Here is an 18905-nt window from a genome sequence, read left to right on the forward strand (position 1 = left end):
AGAGAATCATCATGAGCGAAAATATCCAAGCCCTCCCCGCCGCCGACGCACCGCACAGCGACACCCTGCGCCTGGCCAAGCGCAAGAAACTGTTTACCCTGCTGGGCGGTGTCGTCGCCCTGAGCGCATTGGCTGCCGGCGGTTACTGGGTGCTGGTGGCGTCACACCACGTCAGCACCGACAACGCCTATGTCGCGGTTGAAGTAGCCCAGGTCACCCCCGAAGTCAGCGGCACCGTACGTGAGGTGCTGGCCGTGGATACCCAGACAGTCAAGCGCGGCGACATCCTGGCCCGACTGGACGACAATGATGCCAAGCTGAACCTGGCCCAAGCCGAGGCGGAACTGGCACGTGCCGAACGCCGCGTGCAAGGCTATCTGGCCAGCGATGAAGGCTTGCAGGCCCAGGTTCAGGCCCGCATTGCCGACCAGGCGCGCAGCAATGCCCAACTGGTTTCCGCCCGTGCCGATCTGCAACGCGCCGAACTGGATCTCAAACGCCGCCAGGCACTGGCCAAGAGCGGTTCGGTCTCCGGCGAGGAACTGAGCAATGCACAAAACGTGTTCAGCACCGCCAGCGCCAACCTGACTGCCGCCGAAGCCGCCGCCAAGCAGGCCGAAGCCAATGCCCGCGCCGCGCAAGGCTCGCTCAAGGCCAATCAGACCCTCACCGTCAACACCACGGTGGACACCAACCCGGAAGTGGCCCTGGCGCGTGCCAAGCGTGACCAGGCCCGCCTGGACCTGGCCCGCACCGTGATCCGCGCACCGGTGGATGGCGTGGTGGCCAAGCGTCAGGTGCAAACCGGCCAGCGCGTGCAGGCCGGCACCCAGTTGCTGTCGGTGGTGCCGCTGCAGCAAGCGCACGTGGATGCCAACTTCAAGGAAGTGCAACTGGACAAGGTGCGTATCGGCCAGCCCGCCACGCTGACAGCCGATCTGTACGGCAGCCGCATTACCTACCACGGCAAGGTGGCCGGTCTGGCGGGCGGTTCGGGCGCGGCCTTTGCCACCATTCCGGCGCAAAACGCCACCGGCAACTGGATCAAGGTGGTGCAGCGCCTGCCGGTACGCATCGCACTGGACCCGGCAGAACTGCGCGCCCATCCGCTGCAAGTGGGTCTGTCAATGGAAGTCACCATCGATACTGCCAGCGAGTAAGCCATCATGACTGACAGCCAAACTTCTGCTGCACCCAAGCCACTGGAAGGCGGCACCCTGTGGCTGGCCGCCCTGGTGCTGGCCGCCGCCAACTTTGTCGCCGTGCTGGACACCACCATTGCCAATGTGTCGGTGCCCAATATTGCCGGTGGCCTGGCGGTATCTTCCAGCCAGGGCACTTATGTCATCACCTCTTATGCCGTGGCTGAAGCCATTACCGTGCCGCTCACCGGCTGGCTGGCGGCACGGCTGGGCACGGTGCGGCTGTTCATCGGCTCCATGGTGCTGTTCGGTGTGTTTTCCCTGCTGTGCGGCATGGCCGGTTCGCTGGAAACGCTGGTGCTGTTCCGCGTGCTGCAGGGCCTGGCCGGCGGGCCGCTGATGCCGATGTCGCAAACCCTGCTGCTGCGGATTTTTCCCAAGGAAAAAACCGGCGCAGCCATTGGCTTGTGGAGTATGACCACGCTGATTGCGCCCATCATGGGGCCGATTCTGGGCGGTGTGTTGTGTGACCAGGTGAGCTGGCCGTGGATTTTCTGGATCAACGTCCCCATCACCATGCTGTGCGGCTATGCCGGCTGGAAATTGCTGAAAAGCCAGGAAAGCCTGCGCGAGAACATCCGCGTGGATGCCGTTGGCCTTGGCCTGCTGGTGGTGTGGGTGGCGGCGCTGCAAATCATGCTGGATGAAGGCAAGAACCTGGACTGGTTCAATTCAGCCGAGATCGTGGCGCTCACCGTGACGGCAGTCATCGGCTTTGCCGCCTTCCTGATCTGGGAATTGACCGAGAAAAACCCGGTGGTGAACCTGCGGGTATTCCGGCACCGCGGCTACTGGGCCAGTGTGCTTACCATCTCGCTGGCTTTCGGCTCTTTCTTTGGCGCAACGGTGCTCACTCCGCAATGGCTGCAAAGCTATATGGGCTACACCGCCACCGAAGCCGGCCATGCCACGGCGATGAGCGGCATTCTGGCGGTGCTGGTGGCACCGCTGGTGGCACAGCTTTCCACCCGTGTCGATCCTCGCCCCTTGGTGTTCATGGGGGTGATGTGGCTGGGTGGCGTCACCCTGTACCGCAGCTTTTCCACCACCGACATGGGCTTCTGGCAAGTAGCCTTGCCGCTGCTGTTCCAGGGCGTGGGCATGCCTTTCTTCTTTGTGCCGCTCACTGGCCTCGCCATGGCCAGCGTGGAGCCGGAGGAAATGGCCTCGGCCGCAGGCTTGATGAGCTTCATGCGGACCTTATCCGGTGCCTTTGCCACTTCGCTGGTGACCACCGCCTGGGAAGACAAGGCCAGCTACAACCATGCCGACCTGGTAGGCAGCATCGACCCCGGCGGCACTACCCTGCGCAGCCTGCAGGAGAGCGGAATGAGCCTGGATGCGGCCAGCAACCAGCTCAACCAGCTATTGCAGTCGCAAAGCATCATGCTGTCCACCAACCAGATTTTCTGGCTGACCGGCATATCTTTCGTCGTGGCGGCCTGCGCCATCTGGCTGGCTCCCCGCCCTACCCGCGTGGCGGATACCAGTCAGGCACACTGAGCATCGCCAGTCTCAGCAAACAGCCCGGTGCATGCACCGGGCTGTTTATGTTTCGCACTATGGCCTGGCGCCGCCAGAAACTAGCCGCACCTTCCCAGACAAAGCACGCCGATACTGGCCGTGCCACGCTACCGCCAGGCGGCGCGGCTTTTGTCAGCCGCGCTTACTGCGCGCTGGCCTCGCCACCCAGCGCCTGATACAGCGTCACCTGATTCACCAGCCGGTTGTAACGGTTTTCCAGCAGGCTTACCTCGGCGGTACGGCGCGTTTCTTGCGCATCCAGCCAGTCCTTCAGCGGTGCGGCACCAGCCTGGTAGCGCAGCCGGTAAAGGTGTTCCGCCCGCTGTGCCAACAAGGCGGATTGCGTTAGCCGCGCACCCTGCTGCTGGTACTGGCTGCGGGCAGAGAGCGCATTTTCCACATCAGCCAGTGCGGAATACAAAGTCTGGCGGAAGTTCACCACCGCCAACTGGTAGTCAGCATCGCTGATGCTGTTATTCAGCTTCATCTGCCGCCACTGCAGGAATGGCAAGGTGATGCCGCTGCCCAGCGTGGCCAGCGGATTGCTCAATACCTGCGCCAGCCGGCTACTGCTGCTGCCCAGGCTGCCGGTCAGGGAAAAATCAGGATAGTACGAGGCACGGGTGGCATCACCAGTTGCCAGTGTTTCGCGCAGGCGCAGTTCGGCCGCGCGCAAATCTGGCCGACGCGCCAGCAGCGCCACTGGCAAACCGGCAGGCACATCCGGCAAGTCTGCGGCAGGCAGGCTGGCACGCCAGGCGACATCGCCCTTGGGCGGTCCATCCAGCAAGATGGCCAGGGCATTCTGCGTTTCGGCCAATTGCTGCTGGTAGTCGTGCAGGCTGGCTTGCTGGCTGGCCAGGCTTTGCCTTACCGTCAGCACGTCCAGCTCGGCGGCGGCACCGGCCTGCTGCTTGGCCAGCACCAGCCGCAGCGCCTGTTGCTGGTAATCGACACTGGCCTGACCCAGGGCCAGCCGCTCACGCAGCCAGGCTTGCTTCCAGTACAGCTTGATGGTGCTGCCGATCAGGCTGAGGCGGCTGCTTTCCATGTCCTGCACCGTGGCGCGCGCCTCCCAGGCCTTGGCATCGCTCTGGTGCGCCAGCTTGCCCCACAAGTCCAGTTCATAACTGACCGACAAGCTGGCCGAATGGCTCTGGCTGCTGACGGCATCGCCACCCACGCGCCGGTTGGCCGTGCTCGATTGGCTGAACGAGGGCGTCGGCGCCAGATCGGTATCGGCCAAGTCTGCCTGCAGCATGGCCTGGCGCACCTTGATGGCGGCGGCGGCCAGATCGTTATTGCGTTCCAGCACCTGTTTGATCAGGGCATCCAGTTCGGCATCGCCAAACTGCTGCCACCAGGCCCCCGCCACAGCGGAATTGGCCACCGCTTGCTGGCTGGCTTGCCATTGTGCGGGCAGCGCAAGCGCCGGTGTCTGATACGGCGTGGCGGTGATGCTGGCACAGCCGGCCAGCAGCAAGCTAGCCAGCAGGATGGGGTTTAATACTTTCATTCTGTTCTCAAGCTGTGCTCATTCACGGGACAAGGCCACCACCGGGTCCAGCCGCGCGGCATTGCGTGCCGGCAGATAGCCGAACAACACCCCCACCAGGGTGGAGCAGGCAAAGGCCGCCACAATGGAGGTGAGCGAGTAAACCATGTTGAAGCTGGCCAGGCGGGCCACCAGCACCCCCAGGCCCAGCGACAAGGCCACGCCCAGCGCACCGCCCAGCAGGCATACCAGCACGGCTTCAATCAGAAACTGCTGCATGATGTCGCGCTGGCGCGCACCCACCGCCATGCACACGCCAATTTCGCGGGTACGCTCACTCACCGATACCAGCATGATGTTCATCACGCCAATGCCGCCCACCACCAGCGAAATCACCGCAATCATCGATACCAGCAGCGTCATGGTGGCGGTAGTGCTGGCTATGGTCTGGCGAATGCTGTCGGTATTCATCACGAAAAAGTCCTGCGTGCCGTGCCGACGTGTCATCAAGGCCACCAGGCTTTGTTCGGCAGCGGCGGTGGACACATTGTCGCTCACCCTTACCGTTACCGCTTTGAGGTAATCCTGCCCCAGCATGCGGTACATCACCGTGCTGTAGGGCAGCCAGAGATTGAGGTTTTCGTCGGTACCGAAAGCGCTTTTCTGGGTTTGCGTCACCGCCACCACCCGGCAGGGCAGCTTGCCCAGCAGGATGACTTTGCCGATGGGGTCGTCGCCGTCGGCAAACAGGGCCTTGCGGCTGTTTTCGTCTATCACCACCTGCTGCGCCTGCTGACTGACGGCGCTGGCATCAAAGGCACGCCCTTGCGCCATGGATACGCCGCGCACGCGGAAATACTGCTCACCCACGCCCTTCACCTGCGCAGTGACCGCCACATTGCGGTAGCGCAGGGTCACGCTGTCGCTGACTTCCGGGGTGACGCTGTCGACAAAGGGCTGCTCGGCCAGCACCGCGGCATCGCGCGGGGTCAGCGTGTGGATGGCATCGGCCTTGCGGTCGCCAAAATGCTTGCCGGGATAGATATTGATGGTATTGGTGCCCAATGAGCTGATGTCACTGAGAATGCGCTGGCTGGAGCCGGTACCCAGCGCCACCACCGACACCACCGAGGCAATGCCGATGATGATGCCCAGCATGGTCAGCGCCGAGCGCAGCCGGTGTGCCATCAGCGCCCGCCAGGCCATGCCGAATGCCTCGGCAAAGTGCTCGCGCAGCATGCGCCAGCCGGTGGACTCCGCCCCGCCAACACCCTCAAGCTGCCCAGTCACCGGCATGGAACCGGCCCGCCGGGTATCGGCCACCAGCTTGCCGTCACCGATTTCGATGATGCGGTCGGCATGCTCGGCCACCTTGCTGTCATGCGTCACCAGAATGATGGTGTGGCCCTCGGCATGCAGCTCGCGCAGGATGGCCATCACTTGCTGGCCGCTGGCACTGTCCAGTGCGCCGGTAGGTTCGTCGGCCAGAATCACCTTGCCGCCGTTCATCAGCGCACGGGCAATACTCACCCGCTGCTGCTGACCGCCGGACAACTGGCCCGGCTTGTGGCCGGCACGCTCGGCCAGGCCCAGTCGTGCCAGCAGGCTGGCGGCCCGCGCAATACGCTCTTGTGCCGGGCTGCCGGCATAAACCGCTGGCAACTCGACGTTTTGCAGGGCATTGAGTTCGCCCAGCAGATGATAGCGCTGGAAAATGAAGCCGAAATGCTCACGGCGCAGTTGCGCCAGTTGATCCGGGCTCATGTCCGCCACTGCCTGACCAGCCACACGGTAGCTGCCGCGCGTCGGCGCATCCAGGCAGCCCAGAATATTCATCAGCGTGGACTTACCAGACCCGGACGCCCCGATAATGGCCACCATCTCGCCTGCCTGAATCTGCAGATTGATGTTGTCCAGCACCGTGACCGTGTCTTCACCGGCGGCAAAGTCACGACACACGCCGGATAGTTCCAGCAAGGGAATGCTCATCGCTTACATCCCCATCGGCGGCGGGCCGTTATGACCACTACTGCTGCTGGTGCTGGCACTGGCTTCGCCCAGCACCACCTGTTCGCCAGCGCGCAGCCCGGACAACACCTGGGCATGCACATTATTGTTCAGGCCGATCTTCACCTGGCGCGGCTGGATCTGGCCGTCCGCCTGCAACACCCGTACCGCGTAGCGGCCATCCTTGCCCGCCACACCCAGTGCATTGGCCGGAATCGCCAGCACACCCTTCACCTGGCTGAGCACCACCGTAACCTGCGCCGTCATATTGATGCGCAGCTTATGCTGCGGATTGGGCACATCGAACAGGCCATAGTAGTAGATGGCGGTGGATGAAGAACTGCTGGAGCTGGAGCTGGTGGACGTGCTGCTGGTACTGGTGCTGTCGCTGGAGTCGCTATAGGACTGCGGCGCAGGATCAATGGAGCGCAGGCTGGCCTGATAGCGCCGATCCGGCTCGCCCAGGATGGTGAAGTACACCGGCAGACCGGGCTTGACCTTGACCACATCACCCTCGGATATTTCTGCCTTTACCGTCACGGTGTCCAGTTGCGCCAGTTTGACGATGGTGGGAGTGGACTGGCTGGCATTCACCGTCTGGCCCTCTTCCACCGGCAAGGCCACCACCACCCCGTCAATCGGGGCGAGGATGCGGGTATAGCCCAGATTAAGCTGGGCGGTTTTCAGGCTGATGCGGGCCTGCTGCAACTGCGCCTGCAGTTGCTGGGCGTCGGCATCGGCACCATCCAGCGCAGCCTTGGCGCTGTCATAGCTTTCCTGCGAGGTGGCCTGCTGACCCAGCATCTGCTGCTGGCGGGCAAAATCCTGCTTGGCCTTCAGCAAGGCCGCCAGCTTGGATTTGAGCTGTGACTGATAGCTGCTGACCGAGGCCTGGGCATCTTCCAGCGAATTCTCCTGGGTGCGCGGGTCGATTTCCGCCAGCAGCTCACCCTTCTTCACACTCTGGCCCAACCTCACCTTGAGCGACTTCACCTGGCCGGACACCTGCGCACCCACGCTGACTTCGCGCAGGGCCTTGATGGTGCCGGTGGCCAGTACGGTATCTTCCAGATTCATCGGGCTGACGGTGGCGGTCAGATAGTGACTGGCTGGCGGACGCGGATACAGCAGATATACGGCAACGGCCAGCAGCAATACGGCAGCTACCAGCAGGCTGCGGCGGTGCAGGGAAATAAAGCGGGGCATGAAGGCGTGGGGACTGTTTCTGTTTTAATGCTGAAGTATTGCGCCTGGGCCCGGCCATTGCGGTTAATGCAAGGTAAATTATTGTGAATTCATGTAAACGCACTTGGCGGGAAGGCGGGAAACTTCTTGCCACTGTTTTGGCAAAATCCGTACTACAGGGTAAAGTATGCCGCAGCCATGCCATCCCGTTGCTGTTAGCGGCTGACATGCTTCCAAACCACCACGCTTACAGGCTTCACATGCAGCCGGCTCCTCGCCACCGATATCTGTTTTTTGCGCTGACAGCCCTGCTGGCAAGCCTGTTCTGCACGCTGACCATGGCGGCCAATCCCGCCCCCCACAACTGGCTGGCCGCACACCGCCACTGGCGGGTAGGCGTGGTGCTGCAAGCCCCCTATGCCCAGCTCAATCCGCGCAGCCATTTGCTGGAAGGTGCCGACGTGGAGGTCATGGCCCTGCTGGCCGGCAAAATGGATGTCACCCTGTCCTGGCGCACCTTCAACAACCAGCAGGCACTGGATCAGGCGGTGGAAAACGGCGAAGTGGATATCTCGCCCGGCATGCTGCAAACCCCGGCCAGCCTGCATCACTGGCTGTTCTCCCAGCCCTACTTGCGGGTGCCGCACAAGATTGTCGGCTTCCCTGACGGCAGCGGCAATGCGGTGGACCTGGACCGGCTATCACTAAGCGAACGGCTGGCACTGGACGGCAAGAGCGATGCACTGCGCTTTGTGCGGCGCAATTATCCCGAGTTGCCGCGGGTGGAGGTGGCCAACGACCGCGCCGCCCTGCAAACCGTGCAACAGCAATATGCCGAATACGCCATTGTCGACGAAGCCCAGTTGGCCACCCTGCTCAAAGAGCCGGAGTTCTCCCGCCTGGCGGTAGTGGGTGATCTGGGCTACACCCACCTGCTGCGCATTGCGGTACGGCGCGACTGGCCGGAACTGCCTGCCGTGCTGGATCGCCAATTGCAAGACATCCCCGGCATCCGCATGGAACAACTGTATGCGCGCTGGATGCTGCCCAGCTACCCGCGGCTGATCGACTCGCTGGGTTTCTGGCACCGCATGACACTGGCTTTGCTGCTTTCCACCCTGCTGCTGGCCGGCCTGTTCGGCCATCAGCGCCGTCAGCGCCGCTGGGCCGAAAAGCGCCTGCTGGCGGCCAGACTGGAGCTGGAAGCCCGCGACCAGGCAGAAGAATCACTACGCCTTACCCAGTTTTCCATCGACAACAGCACCGTGGGCATTCTGTGGGTCAACTGGGATGGCCGCATCCAGTATGCCAATCGTGCCGTGGAAAGCATGCTGGGCTTCCCGGCCGACCAGTTACTGCAACTGTCCTTGCCGGAAGTGCAGCCCTCGCTGGACAACAGCAGTTGGCTGGACCTGTGGAACCAGTTGCGCAACAGCAAGACCCTGAGCAGCTTTGAAACACGCTGCCTGAAAGCGGACGGACAGTATCTGCCGGTGGGCGTCACCCTGAGCTTTCTCAAGTTTGGCCGCACCGAATACCTGGTGGTTTACCTGAACGACATCACCGAGCACCAGAAAGCCCGTGCTGCACTGGAAGAAAGCGAAGCCCGCTTCAAGGGCATGGCCAGCAATGTGCCGGGCATGGTATTCCGGCTGGAGCGACCGGCAGCACAGCACCCGGTACGGCTGGCCTTTGTCAGCGACGCCAGCCAGACCATGCTGGGCTATAGCCCGCTGGATCTGGTAGGCATGCCGGAAGGCTGGCAGGACGTGGTGGCCGATGCAGACCGCGCCAGCTACCTACAGGCCTGGCAAGACGCAGCCAACAACAACCGCAACCTGGCCTGGCAGGGCCGCATGCGCCATCAAGGCGGCGACATGCGTTGGGTGGACATCAAGGCAGCCGTGCGCTGTTTTGACGATGGCCATGTAGTATGGGATGGCATCGTATGGGACATCTCGGCCAACAAGCACAATGAATTGCAATTGGCCGAATCGCGTGGTTTGCTGCGCAGCCTGTCCGCCCACCTGGAATCGGTGCGGGAGGAAGAAAAAGCCCGTATCGCCCGCGAAGTCCATGATGAGCTGGGCCAGATTCTCACCGTATTGCGGCTGGAAACCTCGATGTGCGAACTGAGCTTCGGTCAGAGCGACAGCAAGCTGGCCGAACGCCTGCAAGCCATGAAAAAGCTGATCGAGCAGACCTTCCAGATCGTGCGCGACGTCGCCACCGCACTGCGCCCGCCGGTGCTGGACGCCGGCATCGGTTCGGCCATCGAATGGCAGGCGCGGCGCTTTGAAAAACGCAGCGGCATTCCCTGCCTGGTGTCGGTGCCGGACAGCCCCATCGCGCTGAGCGACGCGCGCGCCATTGGCGTGTTCCGCATCCTGCAAGAAGCGCTCACCAATGTATTGCGCCACGCCGAAGCCAGCACGGTCAGCGTGGGGCTGACCTGCCAGCAGGACATCATCACCCTGAGCATTGCCGACGATGGCAAGGGTTTCGACCCGCAAGCCCATCGCCAGCTACGCTCCTTTGGCCTGGTAGGCATCCGCGAACGGGTGCTGTTGCTGGGCGGCAAACTGGATATCGACAGCCAGCCGGACCAGGGCTGCACCCTGACCATCCGCCTGCCGGTAGAAGAAGGAAAGGAAATCGCGTGATTCGCGTCATCATTGCCGAAGACCACAAGATTGTCCGTGAGGGCATCAAGCAACTGATCTCGCTGGCCGAAGACATCAGCGTGGTGGGTGAAGCCACCAATGGCACCCAATTGCTGGAGCAACTGCGCCAGACCAGTGCCGATGTGCTGCTGCTGGACATTTCCATGCCCGGCACCAACGGGCTGGAAACCATTCCGCGCATCCGCGCACTGGACAATCCGCCGGCCATCCTGATGCTGTCCATGCACGACGAAGTGCAGATAGCCGCCCGCGCCCTCAAGGCCGGTGCCGCCGGCTACAGCACCAAGGACAGCGACCCGGCCCTGCTGCTGACCGCCATCCGCAAGGTAGCCAGCGGCGGGCGCTACATCGACCCGCAACTGGCCGACCGCATGGTGTTCGAGGTAGGTCTCACCGATTCACGTCCGGCCCACACTCAACTGTCCGAACGGGAATACCAGGTATTCGAACGCCTGGTACACGGTACCAATGTCAACGAAATCGCCCAGCAACTGAATATCAGCTCCAAAACCGTCAGCACCCACAAGGTGCGGCTGATGCAAAAGCTGCAAGCACACTCGGTGGCGGACATGGTGCGCTATGCCATCGAGCACAAGCTGATCTGAGCGCGGGCCAACAAGAATCACCGCCAAACGCGGCCATCCGAATGTGACAATATCCGGCACCGGCGGGCAGAACACGGCCAGGACGGCGGCCAATCCGGGCTACCAGCGCTCACGGCATTGCCCCTCCCCGCACAGAGCGCTGCCGCAAAAACCATCCGCCCATCGTCGGCCCCAGGCACGGGAAAACCACAGCACAGCAAGATAATCGTGGGACTGCGCGGCTGGCACAAGCGCACCATCTACCGTAAGATTAGGGGCAAAATTTCCCGGCCCCGGTTAAGAACGGATGCTCATCCCGCCGGCCAGAAGAAACCGACCTCACATGACAAGCAGGTCCATCAAACAGCCATATGAGTCATGATGTGAGTAACGGCCTGCAATATCGACAGAAAAAGTCAACGAATACAAGGTGTTAAGCTGAATATGTTACTCATGATCGATAACTACGACTCGTTTACCTACAATCTGGTGCAGTATTTCGGCGAGTTGCAGCAGGAAGTACAAGTATTCCGCAACGATGAAATTTCCATCGCCCAGATCGAGGCGCTACAGCCTAAATATCTGGTGATCTCCCCCGGCCCCTGCACCCCTAACGAGGCGGGCATTTCGGTAGCCGCCATCAAGCACTTTGCCGGCAAGCTGCCCATCATGGGGGTTTGTCTTGGGCATCAGGGCATTGGCCAGGCCTTTGGCGGCAAGATCATCCACGCCAAGCAACTGATGCATGGCAAGGTGTCACCGGTACACCATCATAATGTCGGCATGTTCCGTGACCTGCCCAATCCGGTTAGCTGCACCCGTTATCACTCGCTGGTGATCGAGCGTGAAACACTGCCGGACTGCCTGGAAATCACCGCCTGGACTGATGACGGCGAAATCATGGGTGTGCGCCACAAAACCCTGCCCATCGAGGGCGTGCAGTTCCACCCGGAATCCATCCTCACCCAGCATGGCCATCACATGCTGGATAACTTCCTCAAGGAATTTGCCTGACCCTGTGCAAACACCCTGCCCCTGCGGCAGGTTTTTGCTGGTAGCGCACCGCAGCAGGCGGCAATGTACCCGAGATTCAAGGACCCCGACATGCTTACCCCACAAGCCGCACTGAACCGGCTGATTGACGGCAACGAACTGTTTTTTGACGAAATGCTGGACCTGATGCGCCAGATCATGCGCGGTGAACTGACGCCGGCCCAGACGGCTGCCATCCTGATTGGCCTGCGCACCAAGGTGGAAAGTGTTTCCGAGATTGCCGCCGCCGCCACCGTGATGCGCGAATTTGCCACGCCGGTACCGGTAAAACAGCGTGAACACCTGATCGACACCTGCGGCACCGGTGGGGATAAAAGCCATACCTTCAATATTTCCACCACCGCAGCCTTCGTGGTGGCTGCCGCCGGCGCACGGGTGGCCAAGCATGGCGGACGCTCGGTATCGTCCAGCTCCGGCAGCGCCGATGTACTGGAACTGCTGGGCGTGAATCTGAACCTGACCCCAGAGCAGGTTGGCCGCTGCATCGACCAAATCGGGGTCGGCTTCATGTTCGCCCCCAATCACCACAGCGCGATGAAGCATGTGGCACCCATTCGCAAGGAACTGGGCGCGCGCACCATTTTCAACATCCTGGGGCCGTTGACCAACCCGGCCAATGCCGATCACCAGATCATGGGCGTCTTCCATCCCGACCTGGTAGGCATCCAGTCGCGGGTACTCAAGCAACTGGGCAGCCAGCACGTGATGATCGTACATGGCCTGGACGGGCTGGATGAAATCACCCTCAGCGACCGCACCATGGTGGCCGAACTGAAGCACGGCCAGATCGAAGAATACCTGCTGGACCCGCGCGAGCTGGGCTTTAGCTTCTTCGAACTCAAGGACATCCAGGCCAGCAGCGCCAGCGCCTCGCGCGACATCCTGCTGTCGGTGCTGGATAACCAACCCGGCCCGGCCCACGACATCGTGGTACTCAATGCCGGTGCGGCCATCTATACTGCCGACCTTTGCGGCACGCTGCCGGAAGGGATTGCCCTTGCCCGTCAGGTGCTGGCCGAAGGCAAGGCACGGCAAAAACTGGACCAGTTGATCGAACTCAGCCAGTCCCTGGCCGCCTGAGCCTTATACTTTTCTTTTCGCGGCCGTCATTGCCTGACGGCCGGTTTTACTGATTATTGTTTACGAGATTTTGCCTACCATCATGAGCACACCATCCAAAGACATCTTCAAGGCCTACGATATCCGTGGCATTGTCGGTAAAACCCTGACTGCGGATGTGGCCCGCCAAATCGGCCATGCCATCGGTTCCGAAGCACAAGCCCGCAAGGTAAAAGCCATCGTGGTTGGCCGTGATGGCCGCCTGTCCGGCCCGGACCTGAGCGATGCGCTGGCCAGCGGTATTCGCGCCGCTGGCGTGGATGTGATTGATGTGGGCCGCGTAGCCACGCCCATGCTGTACTTTGCCGCGTACGAACTGGGCACTCTGTCCGGCGTGATGGTGACCGGCAGCCACAACCCGCCGGATTACAATGGTTTCAAGATGATGCTGGCCGGCGACACGCTGGCCGGTGACGACATCCAGCGCCTGTACCAGCGCATCAAGGACAAGGATCTGAGCCAGGGTGAAGGCGGCTATCGCACCCATGACATCGTGGAAGCCTATCTGGACCGCATCACCAGCGATGTAAAGCTGGAACGCAATATGAATATCGTGGTGGATTGCGGTAACGGTGTGGCCGGTGCCTTTGCTCCGGTGTTGTTCCGCCGCCTGGGCTGCCGCGTACGCGAGCTGTTCTGCGAAGTGGATGGCAGCTTCCCCAACCACCATCCGGACCCGGCCAAACCGGAAAACCTGCAGGACGTCATTGAAGCGCTGGCCAAGACCGACTCCGAACTGGGCCTGGCGTTTGATGGCGACGGCGACCGCCTGGGTGTAGTCACCAAGGATGGCAACATCATCTGGCCGGACCGTCAGCTGATGCTGTTTGCTGCCGATGTGCTGGAACGCAACCCCAAAGCCAAGATCATCTACGACGTCAAATCCACCCGTCTGCTCAAGCCGTGGATTCTGGAAAATGGCGGCGAGCCGGTGATGGCCCGTACCGGCCACAGCTTCATCAAGGCCAAGATCAAGGAAACCGGCGCCCTGCTGGCCGGTGAAATGAGCGGCCACGTGTTCTTCAAGGAACGCTGGTACGGTTTTGATGACGGCATGTACGCCGGCGTGCGCCTGCTGGAAGTGCTGTCGCGCGTGGAAGACCCCAGCGCCGTGCTCAATGCGCTGCCCAACGCCATCTCCACCCCGGAACTCAACCTCAAGATGAAGGCCGAGGGCGAAAACCATGCACTGATCGCCAAACTGCAGAAATCTGCCAAGTTCGAGGGTGCTGACGAAGTGAATACACTGGATGGCCTGCGCGTCGAGTACGCCGACGGTTTTGGCCTGGCGCGCGCGTCCAATACCACGCCGGTAATCGTGCTGCGTTTTGAAGCCGACAATGCCGAGGCCCTGGAACGCATCAAGGCCGACTTCCGCCGCGTGCTGTCTGCCGCCACCGATGCAGCGCTGCCGTTCTGATGCGCAATGATGGCGTGATGGTGGCGCAAGGCCAGCTACCGCCGCCATCCACCCGTCACGGCTCTTCACGGATATAGTGCAGCGCTGGTCGCTTGGCTATAATGGCGACCGAACCAGACCACAAGGGACATGCAAGCCATGTCCCTTGTCATTATCGACGGGGCGAAACTCCTCCCTGTCCAGAAAGGACAAGCATGTACGCACAGGCTGCCAGCAGCTTTAGCACCGTACGCGATCTGCTGCGTTTTGCGGTGTCGCGTTTCAACCAGGCCGGCCTCACCTATGGCCACGGCACCGACAATGCCCACGACGAAGCTGCCTACCTCATCCTCACCACGCTGAAGCTGCCGATCGACCGGCTGGAACCCTATCTGGATGCCCGCCTGCTGCCGACCGAGGTGAAGGACGTGGTGGACCTGATTGAACGCCGGGCCGAAGAAAAAGTGCCGGTGGCCTATCTCACCCACGAAGCCTGGCAGGGTGAGTTCAGCTTCTATGTGGATGAACGCGTGCTGGTGCCGCGCTCCTTCATCTACGAACTGCTGGGTGAGCCGCTGCAACCGTGGATCGAACATCCCGAACTGGTACACCGCGCGCTGGATTTGTGTACTGGCTCTGGCTGCCTGGCCATTCAACTGGCACACCATTACCCGGACGCCGAAATCGACGCCGTGGACATTTCGCTGGATGCGCTGGAAGTAGCGGCCATCAATGTGCAGAACTATGGCCTGGAAGACCAGATCCAGCTGATTCACAGCGATCTGTGCGAAGGCCTGGAAGAGCCCTACGACCTGATCATCGCCAACCCGCCGTATGTGGATGCCGAGTCGGTGGACGCGCTGCCGCAGGAATACCTGCACGAGCCGGAAATTGCCCTGGGTTCGGGTGAAGACGGCCTGGACGCCACGCGCGAAATCCTGCGCCGCGCGCCGGACCTGCTGACCGAGCATGGTGTACTGCTGGTGGAAATCGGCCATAACCGTGACATGCTGGAAGAGTGCTTCCCCAACCTGCCCTTCATGTGGATGGAAACCGCCAGCGGCGATGGCTTTGTCTTCCTGCTGACTCGCGACGACCTGATCAAGGGCCTGGAGCTGGACGCTGCCGCAGAATAAGCCAGCACCCAACCAAAAAAGCCGGACATAGTCCGGCTTTTTTGCATTCCCCCTTGCCCACACGCTTGCTCAAGGCGTGAAGCCGTAATTCCAGACCAGCAGGCTGCTGGTAAACAACATGATCAGGCCGATGGCGCAATCCAGGATGCGCCAGCTACGCTCCTGCTGAAACAGCGGTGCCAGCTTGCCAGCAAAAAAGCCGATGCCGACAAACCAGCACACCGATGCCGTGATGCTGCCCAGAATGAATGAGGGGGCGGCATGGCTGCCATATACCGAAGCCACGCTGCCAATCAGGATGACGGTATCCAGCCAGACATAGGGATTGAGCAGCGTCACCAGCAAGATGGTGCGAATCGCCTTTTTCCTGTCCCGCTCCACCGAGCCATCCAGCTGCAACGCCCCCGGATGCAGCGCGGCCCGGAAGGATTTGAACCCCAACCACAACAAGAAAGCCGCGCCCAGCCAGGCCACGGTCTGCACAAAACCGGGAATGGCACCGATGATCCTGCCCATGCCCAGCACACCACAGCTAATGAGCAGCACATCCGCCACAATGCAGATCAGCACGATGGGCAGAATATGGCTGCGACCAATGCCCTGCCGGATGATGAAGGCATTTTGTGGGCCGATACCCACGATCTGGCTGGTGGACAGCCCCAGCGCAGCCAGATAAACATTCAGATTGAACATGATTTTCTCGCCAGACAAACCGCCGCCTTGCCGGGTGGCAAAGCAAGCCATGAACAGGCGCGTAGCTTAAAGTCAATTTGAATAGAAGTTAAGCTAATAATTTTTATATATGATAAGAAATTCTAATATCAATTCAGCCCCTGGCCGCTACGATACTCCAGCAAGCCCGGCAACTGACTCTTGAAAAAGTCAATCAACACCCGCACTGCCGGGGACAAACCACGGCGCGTCGGATACAGCATCACCAGCCGCCCGTCCTTGGGTCGCCACTGCGGCAGCAACAACTGCAAGCGGCCATCCGCCAACTCCTCGGCACAGCTATATAAGGGCAGCCCGGCCACCCCCAAACCGGCCAGCGCCGCCTGCTTCAGGGTTTGCACATGATCACTGCGCAGCAGCACATTCACCCGCACGTCCTGGCAGATGCCAGAATCGTGGCGTAACAGCAAAACATCCGCATCCCCCTCCTGCGCAGTGAACAACAGGCTGCCACGTCCCTCCAGTTGTTGCGGCAATAGAATATCGCCCTCTTGCGCCACCCATGCCGGCGCGGCCAGCAAGCCCCATTGCGCGGTACACAGGCTGACTTGCACCAGGCTGGAAGACGCCTGTTCGAAGCCAACACCACGCACCACCACATCCACCCCCTCTTCCAGCAAGTCCACCTGACGATTACTGGCCTGCACCGACAATCTCACCTTGGGATAGCGCTGCATGAAGGCCGGCAGCAAACGTGACAAGGCGGCATCGGCAATGGCTATCGGCATGCTCAGCCGCACCTTGCCACTTGGCTCCTGCCGGCGCTGGCGTACCGCGGCTTCACCCGCCTGCGCCTCGGCCAGCATGGCCAGGCAATGGGCATACAGCGCCTCACCGGCATCGGTCAGCCGCACCGTGCGCGCATTACGCTGCAACAAGCGTGTTTCCAGCCTTTGCTCCAGCAAGCTGATACGGCGCGAAAGGCGTGACTTGGGCAGCCCCAGACTGCGGGCCGCCGCACTAAAGCCCTGCCGCTGCACCACCTGGGAAAACAGAAACAGATCATTCAAATCAAGTGCAAGTGGAGTCATGGACATGTCCTTGCCGCGAATCGGCACACTATCGTTCCACCAGTGGAACGATAACTACGATTTTTCCTACATTTTAGGCCTGGCTACCTTGCCCATAATACGCCCACGCAATCAGACCTTTGATACAAGCCCCACCCTAAACAGTCAACGGGGCATGGCCGGATTGCTTACACCACCACGCAAAGGACCAAGCCATGAAAATTCGTCAACTGCTCAGCGCCAGCCTGATCGGCCTGGCCGCCCTAGCCGCGGCCAGCAGCGCCCTGCCCGCCGCCACAGCCACCACCACCACCGCTGCCCAAGCAAATGCCAATCTCAGCATGCTGTCGCGAGACAATGCCGTGTTGCTGTTGGTGGATCATCAGGTGGGCCTGCTCAGCGGGGTGCGCGACACCACGGTGGGCGAGCTGAAACATAATGTGGTGGCCCTGGCCAAGGCCGCGCGCACCCTGGGCGTGCCAGTGATTGTGACCGCCACCATGCCGGATGGCATGTGGGGGCCGACCATGCCGGAACTGATGGCCGCGCTGCCCGGCGTGCAAGTCATCAGCCGCACCATGATCAATGCCTGGGAAGACCCGAAAGTGCGCGCCGCCATTGAAAAAACCGGTCGCAAGCAAATCATCGTGGCCGGGGTATCGCTGGAAATCTGTGCCAGCTTCCCGGCCCTGTCAGCCAAGGCGGCTGGCTATGACACCCGTGTCGTGCTGGATGCTTCCGGCACCTTTAATGAAGCCAAGCGTACCGCAGGCTTGCAACGCCTGCTGGGTGCGGGCATCCCGGTCACCGACTACGCCACGGCAGCGGTAGAAATGCTGCGCAGCAATGTCGACCCCAAGGCCCATGCGGTCTACAGCGATCTGGACATGCCGTTTGCCACCCTGGTATGGCAGATGCAAAGCGGCTTCAGCAAGAAATAAGCCGCCGTAAAGACCCCTGCCAGCGCCCACATGACGACGCTGGCAGCCAACAGCCTTCCATCAAGCCAAACAGGGCAAATTCAATATGAAACAAGCAGATAAGGTAGCGGTTGTCACCGGCGGTTCGCGCGGCATTGGCGCAGCCATTGCCCGCAAACTGGCCGATGAGGGCGCGCAGCTAGTGATTGTGTATCGCAGCAATCAACAACAGGCGGAGCATGTCGTTGCCGACATCATCAGCCGGGGTGGCAAGGCGGTGGCCTATGCCGCCGATGTCAGCCAGGAGCAGGCGGTGCGCAATGTGCTGTCCGCCATCGCCACCCGTTTTGGCCGTATCGACATCCTGATCAACAATGCCGGGATATTTGAAGGACGCAGCCTGAGCGAAGTGGATGCCGAACATATTGCCCGTGTCTTCAACGGCAATATGGGCAGCATGCTGCTGATGACCCGCCATGCGCTGCCGCTTTTCCCCGAACACGGCGGCCGCATTGTCAATCTGTCCAGCAACCTGATTTATTCACCACGCATCGGCACCGCCATCTACGCTGCCAGCAAGGCGGCCGTTTCGGTGCTGACTCATGCCTATGCGCTGGAGCTGGGGCCGCGTGGCATTACCGTCAATGCGGTGGCACCGGCCATGACCGAAACCGATATGACCGCAGCCACACCACCGGCGCGGCGCGCAGCCGTGGCCAATGGCACACCGCTGGGGCGGGTGGCGCAACCACAAGACATCGCTGACGTGGTGGCCTTTCTGGCCAGTGATGATGCCCGCTGGATTACCGGCCGCACCCTGCTGACCGATGGCGGCCTGACCGATGCCCTGTAAGG

At 61.3% G+C, this 18905-nt stretch carries 15 protein-coding genes; 10 read left to right on the forward strand and 5 right to left on the reverse strand.

The window, feature by feature from the left end; translation table 11 throughout:
• Positions 1-11 precede the first annotated feature (11 nt).
• Together DLM_RS09355 and DLM_RS09360 are read left to right on the forward strand one after the other, a co-directional pair.
• Positions 12-1160, forward strand: a complete 1149-nt coding sequence (locus DLM_RS09355) for an HlyD family efflux transporter periplasmic adaptor subunit (protein ID WP_089083324.1) — start codon at positions 12-14, stop codon at positions 1158-1160.
• A gap of 6 nt (positions 1161-1166) precedes the next feature.
• Positions 1167-2705 carry a DHA2 family efflux MFS transporter permease subunit gene (locus DLM_RS09360; protein ID WP_089083323.1) on the forward strand — a complete coding sequence of 513 codons (1539 nt, stop codon included), beginning with the start codon at positions 1167-1169 and terminating at the stop codon, positions 2703-2705.
• A gap of 163 nt (positions 2706-2868) precedes the next feature.
• On the opposite strand, the gene DLM_RS09365 is transcribed toward DLM_RS09360, so the two are convergent.
• The 3 genes from DLM_RS09365 to DLM_RS09375 are packed head-to-tail and all read right to left on the reverse strand — an operon-like array spanning position 2869 to position 7434.
• A complete protein-coding gene (locus DLM_RS09365) occupies positions 2869-4242 on the reverse strand; it encodes an efflux transporter outer membrane subunit (protein ID WP_089083322.1) in 1374 nt (457 codons plus the stop codon).
• An 18-nt stretch (positions 4243-4260) separates the two neighbouring features.
• Positions 4261-6204, reverse strand: a complete 1944-nt coding sequence (locus tag DLM_RS09370; RefSeq protein ID WP_231960225.1) for a MacB family efflux pump subunit — start codon at positions 6202-6204, stop codon at positions 4261-4263.
• A gap of 9 nt (positions 6205-6213) precedes the next feature.
• On the reverse strand, positions 6214-7434 hold the full coding sequence (locus tag DLM_RS09375; protein WP_089083320.1) for an efflux RND transporter periplasmic adaptor subunit: 1221 nt from the start codon (positions 7432-7434) through the stop codon (positions 6214-6216).
• A 239-nt stretch (positions 7435-7673) separates the two neighbouring features.
• On the opposite strand from DLM_RS09375, the gene DLM_RS09380 reads away from it, so the two are divergent.
• The 6 genes from DLM_RS09380 to prmB all read left to right on the forward strand — a co-directional run bounded on the left by DLM_RS09380 (position 7674) and on the right by prmB (position 15388).
• Positions 7674-10076: a PAS domain-containing sensor histidine kinase gene (locus tag DLM_RS09380; RefSeq protein WP_197715546.1), complete on the forward strand. Its 2403-nt coding sequence runs from the start codon at positions 7674-7676 to the stop codon at positions 10074-10076.
• Entirely contained in the window at positions 10073-10702 is a 630-nt protein-coding gene (locus DLM_RS09385) for a response regulator transcription factor (RefSeq protein WP_089083319.1), read from the forward strand. The genes DLM_RS09380 and DLM_RS09385 overlap by 4 nt, the downstream gene beginning before the upstream one ends.
• 423 nt (positions 10703-11125) lie before the next feature.
• Complete coding sequence (locus tag DLM_RS09390; protein ID WP_089083318.1) at positions 11126-11695, forward strand: aminodeoxychorismate/anthranilate synthase component II; 570 nt, start codon at positions 11126-11128, stop codon at positions 11693-11695.
• A gap of 90 nt (positions 11696-11785) precedes the next feature.
• Positions 11786-12814 carry an anthranilate phosphoribosyltransferase gene (trpD, locus tag DLM_RS09395; RefSeq protein ID WP_089083317.1) on the forward strand — a complete coding sequence of 343 codons (1029 nt, stop codon included), beginning with the start codon at positions 11786-11788 and terminating at the stop codon, positions 12812-12814.
• An 82-nt stretch (positions 12815-12896) separates the two neighbouring features.
• Positions 12897-14273, forward strand: coding sequence for a phosphomannomutase/phosphoglucomutase (locus tag DLM_RS09400; protein ID WP_089083316.1), 1377 nt, complete (start codon positions 12897-12899; stop codon positions 14271-14273).
• A 194-nt stretch (positions 14274-14467) separates the two neighbouring features.
• On the forward strand, positions 14468-15388 hold the full coding sequence (gene prmB, locus DLM_RS09405) for a 50S ribosomal protein L3 N(5)-glutamine methyltransferase (protein WP_045846985.1): 921 nt from the start codon (positions 14468-14470) through the stop codon (positions 15386-15388).
• Between the two features lie 69 nt (positions 15389-15457).
• Here the strand turns inward: prmB and DLM_RS09410 are convergent, their stop codons facing one another.
• Positions 15458-16081 carry a LysE/ArgO family amino acid transporter gene (locus DLM_RS09410; RefSeq protein WP_089083533.1) on the reverse strand — a complete coding sequence of 208 codons (624 nt, stop codon included), beginning with the start codon at positions 16079-16081 and terminating at the stop codon, positions 15458-15460.
• A 128-nt stretch (positions 16082-16209) separates the two neighbouring features.
• Positions 16210-17151, reverse strand: a complete 942-nt coding sequence (locus tag DLM_RS09415) for a LysR substrate-binding domain-containing protein (RefSeq protein WP_089083532.1) — start codon at positions 17149-17151, stop codon at positions 16210-16212.
• A 194-nt stretch (positions 17152-17345) separates the two neighbouring features.
• Here DLM_RS09415 and DLM_RS09420 point away from each other — a divergent pair, with 194 nt between their 5' ends.
• Positions 17346-18071 carry an isochorismatase family protein gene (locus DLM_RS09420; protein ID WP_089083315.1) on the forward strand — a complete coding sequence of 242 codons (726 nt, stop codon included), beginning with the start codon at positions 17346-17348 and terminating at the stop codon, positions 18069-18071.
• 85 nt (positions 18072-18156) lie between these two features.
• The gene (locus DLM_RS09425) at positions 18157-18903 is read left to right on the forward strand and encodes an SDR family NAD(P)-dependent oxidoreductase (RefSeq protein WP_089083314.1); all 747 of its coding nucleotides are present in this window, start codon (positions 18157-18159) and stop codon (positions 18901-18903) included.
• The last annotated feature ends 2 nt before the right edge of the window (positions 18904-18905 follow it).

Source organism: Aquitalea magnusonii (assembly GCF_002217795.2).
In the GTDB taxonomy this organism is placed as follows: Bacteria; Pseudomonadota; Gammaproteobacteria; order Burkholderiales; family Chromobacteriaceae; genus Aquitalea; species Aquitalea magnusonii_B.

Bases quoted from the DNA above. Each gene is read 5' to 3' on its own strand.
- DLM_RS09355 (WP_089083324.1), top strand. From the start codon at position 12: ATGAGCGAAAATATCCAAGCCCTCCCCGCCGCCGACGCACCGCACAGC.
- DLM_RS09360 (WP_089083323.1), top strand. From the start codon at position 1,167: ATGACTGACAGCCAAACTTCTGCTGCACCCAAGCCACTGGAAGGCGGC.
- DLM_RS09365 (WP_089083322.1), bottom strand. From the start codon at position 4,242: ATGAAAGTATTAAACCCCATCCTGCTGGCTAGCTTGCTGCTGGCCGGC.
- DLM_RS09375 (WP_089083320.1), bottom strand. From the start codon at position 7,434: ATGCCCCGCTTTATTTCCCTGCACCGCCGCAGCCTGCTGGTAGCTGCC.
- DLM_RS09380 (WP_197715546.1), top strand. From the start codon at position 7,674: ATGCAGCCGGCTCCTCGCCACCGATATCTGTTTTTTGCGCTGACAGCC.
- DLM_RS09390 (WP_089083318.1), top strand. From the start codon at position 11,126: ATGTTACTCATGATCGATAACTACGACTCGTTTACCTACAATCTGGTG.
- trpD (WP_089083317.1), top strand. From the start codon at position 11,786: ATGCTTACCCCACAAGCCGCACTGAACCGGCTGATTGACGGCAACGAA.
- DLM_RS09400 (WP_089083316.1), top strand. From the start codon at position 12,897: ATGAGCACACCATCCAAAGACATCTTCAAGGCCTACGATATCCGTGGC.
- prmB (WP_045846985.1), top strand. From the start codon at position 14,468: ATGTACGCACAGGCTGCCAGCAGCTTTAGCACCGTACGCGATCTGCTG.
- DLM_RS09410 (WP_089083533.1), bottom strand. From the start codon at position 16,081: ATGTTCAATCTGAATGTTTATCTGGCTGCGCTGGGGCTGTCCACCAGC.
- DLM_RS09415 (WP_089083532.1), bottom strand. From the start codon at position 17,151: ATGACTCCACTTGCACTTGATTTGAATGATCTGTTTCTGTTTTCCCAG.
- DLM_RS09420 (WP_089083315.1), top strand. From the start codon at position 17,346: ATGAAAATTCGTCAACTGCTCAGCGCCAGCCTGATCGGCCTGGCCGCC.
- DLM_RS09425 (WP_089083314.1), top strand. From the start codon at position 18,157: ATGAAACAAGCAGATAAGGTAGCGGTTGTCACCGGCGGTTCGCGCGGC.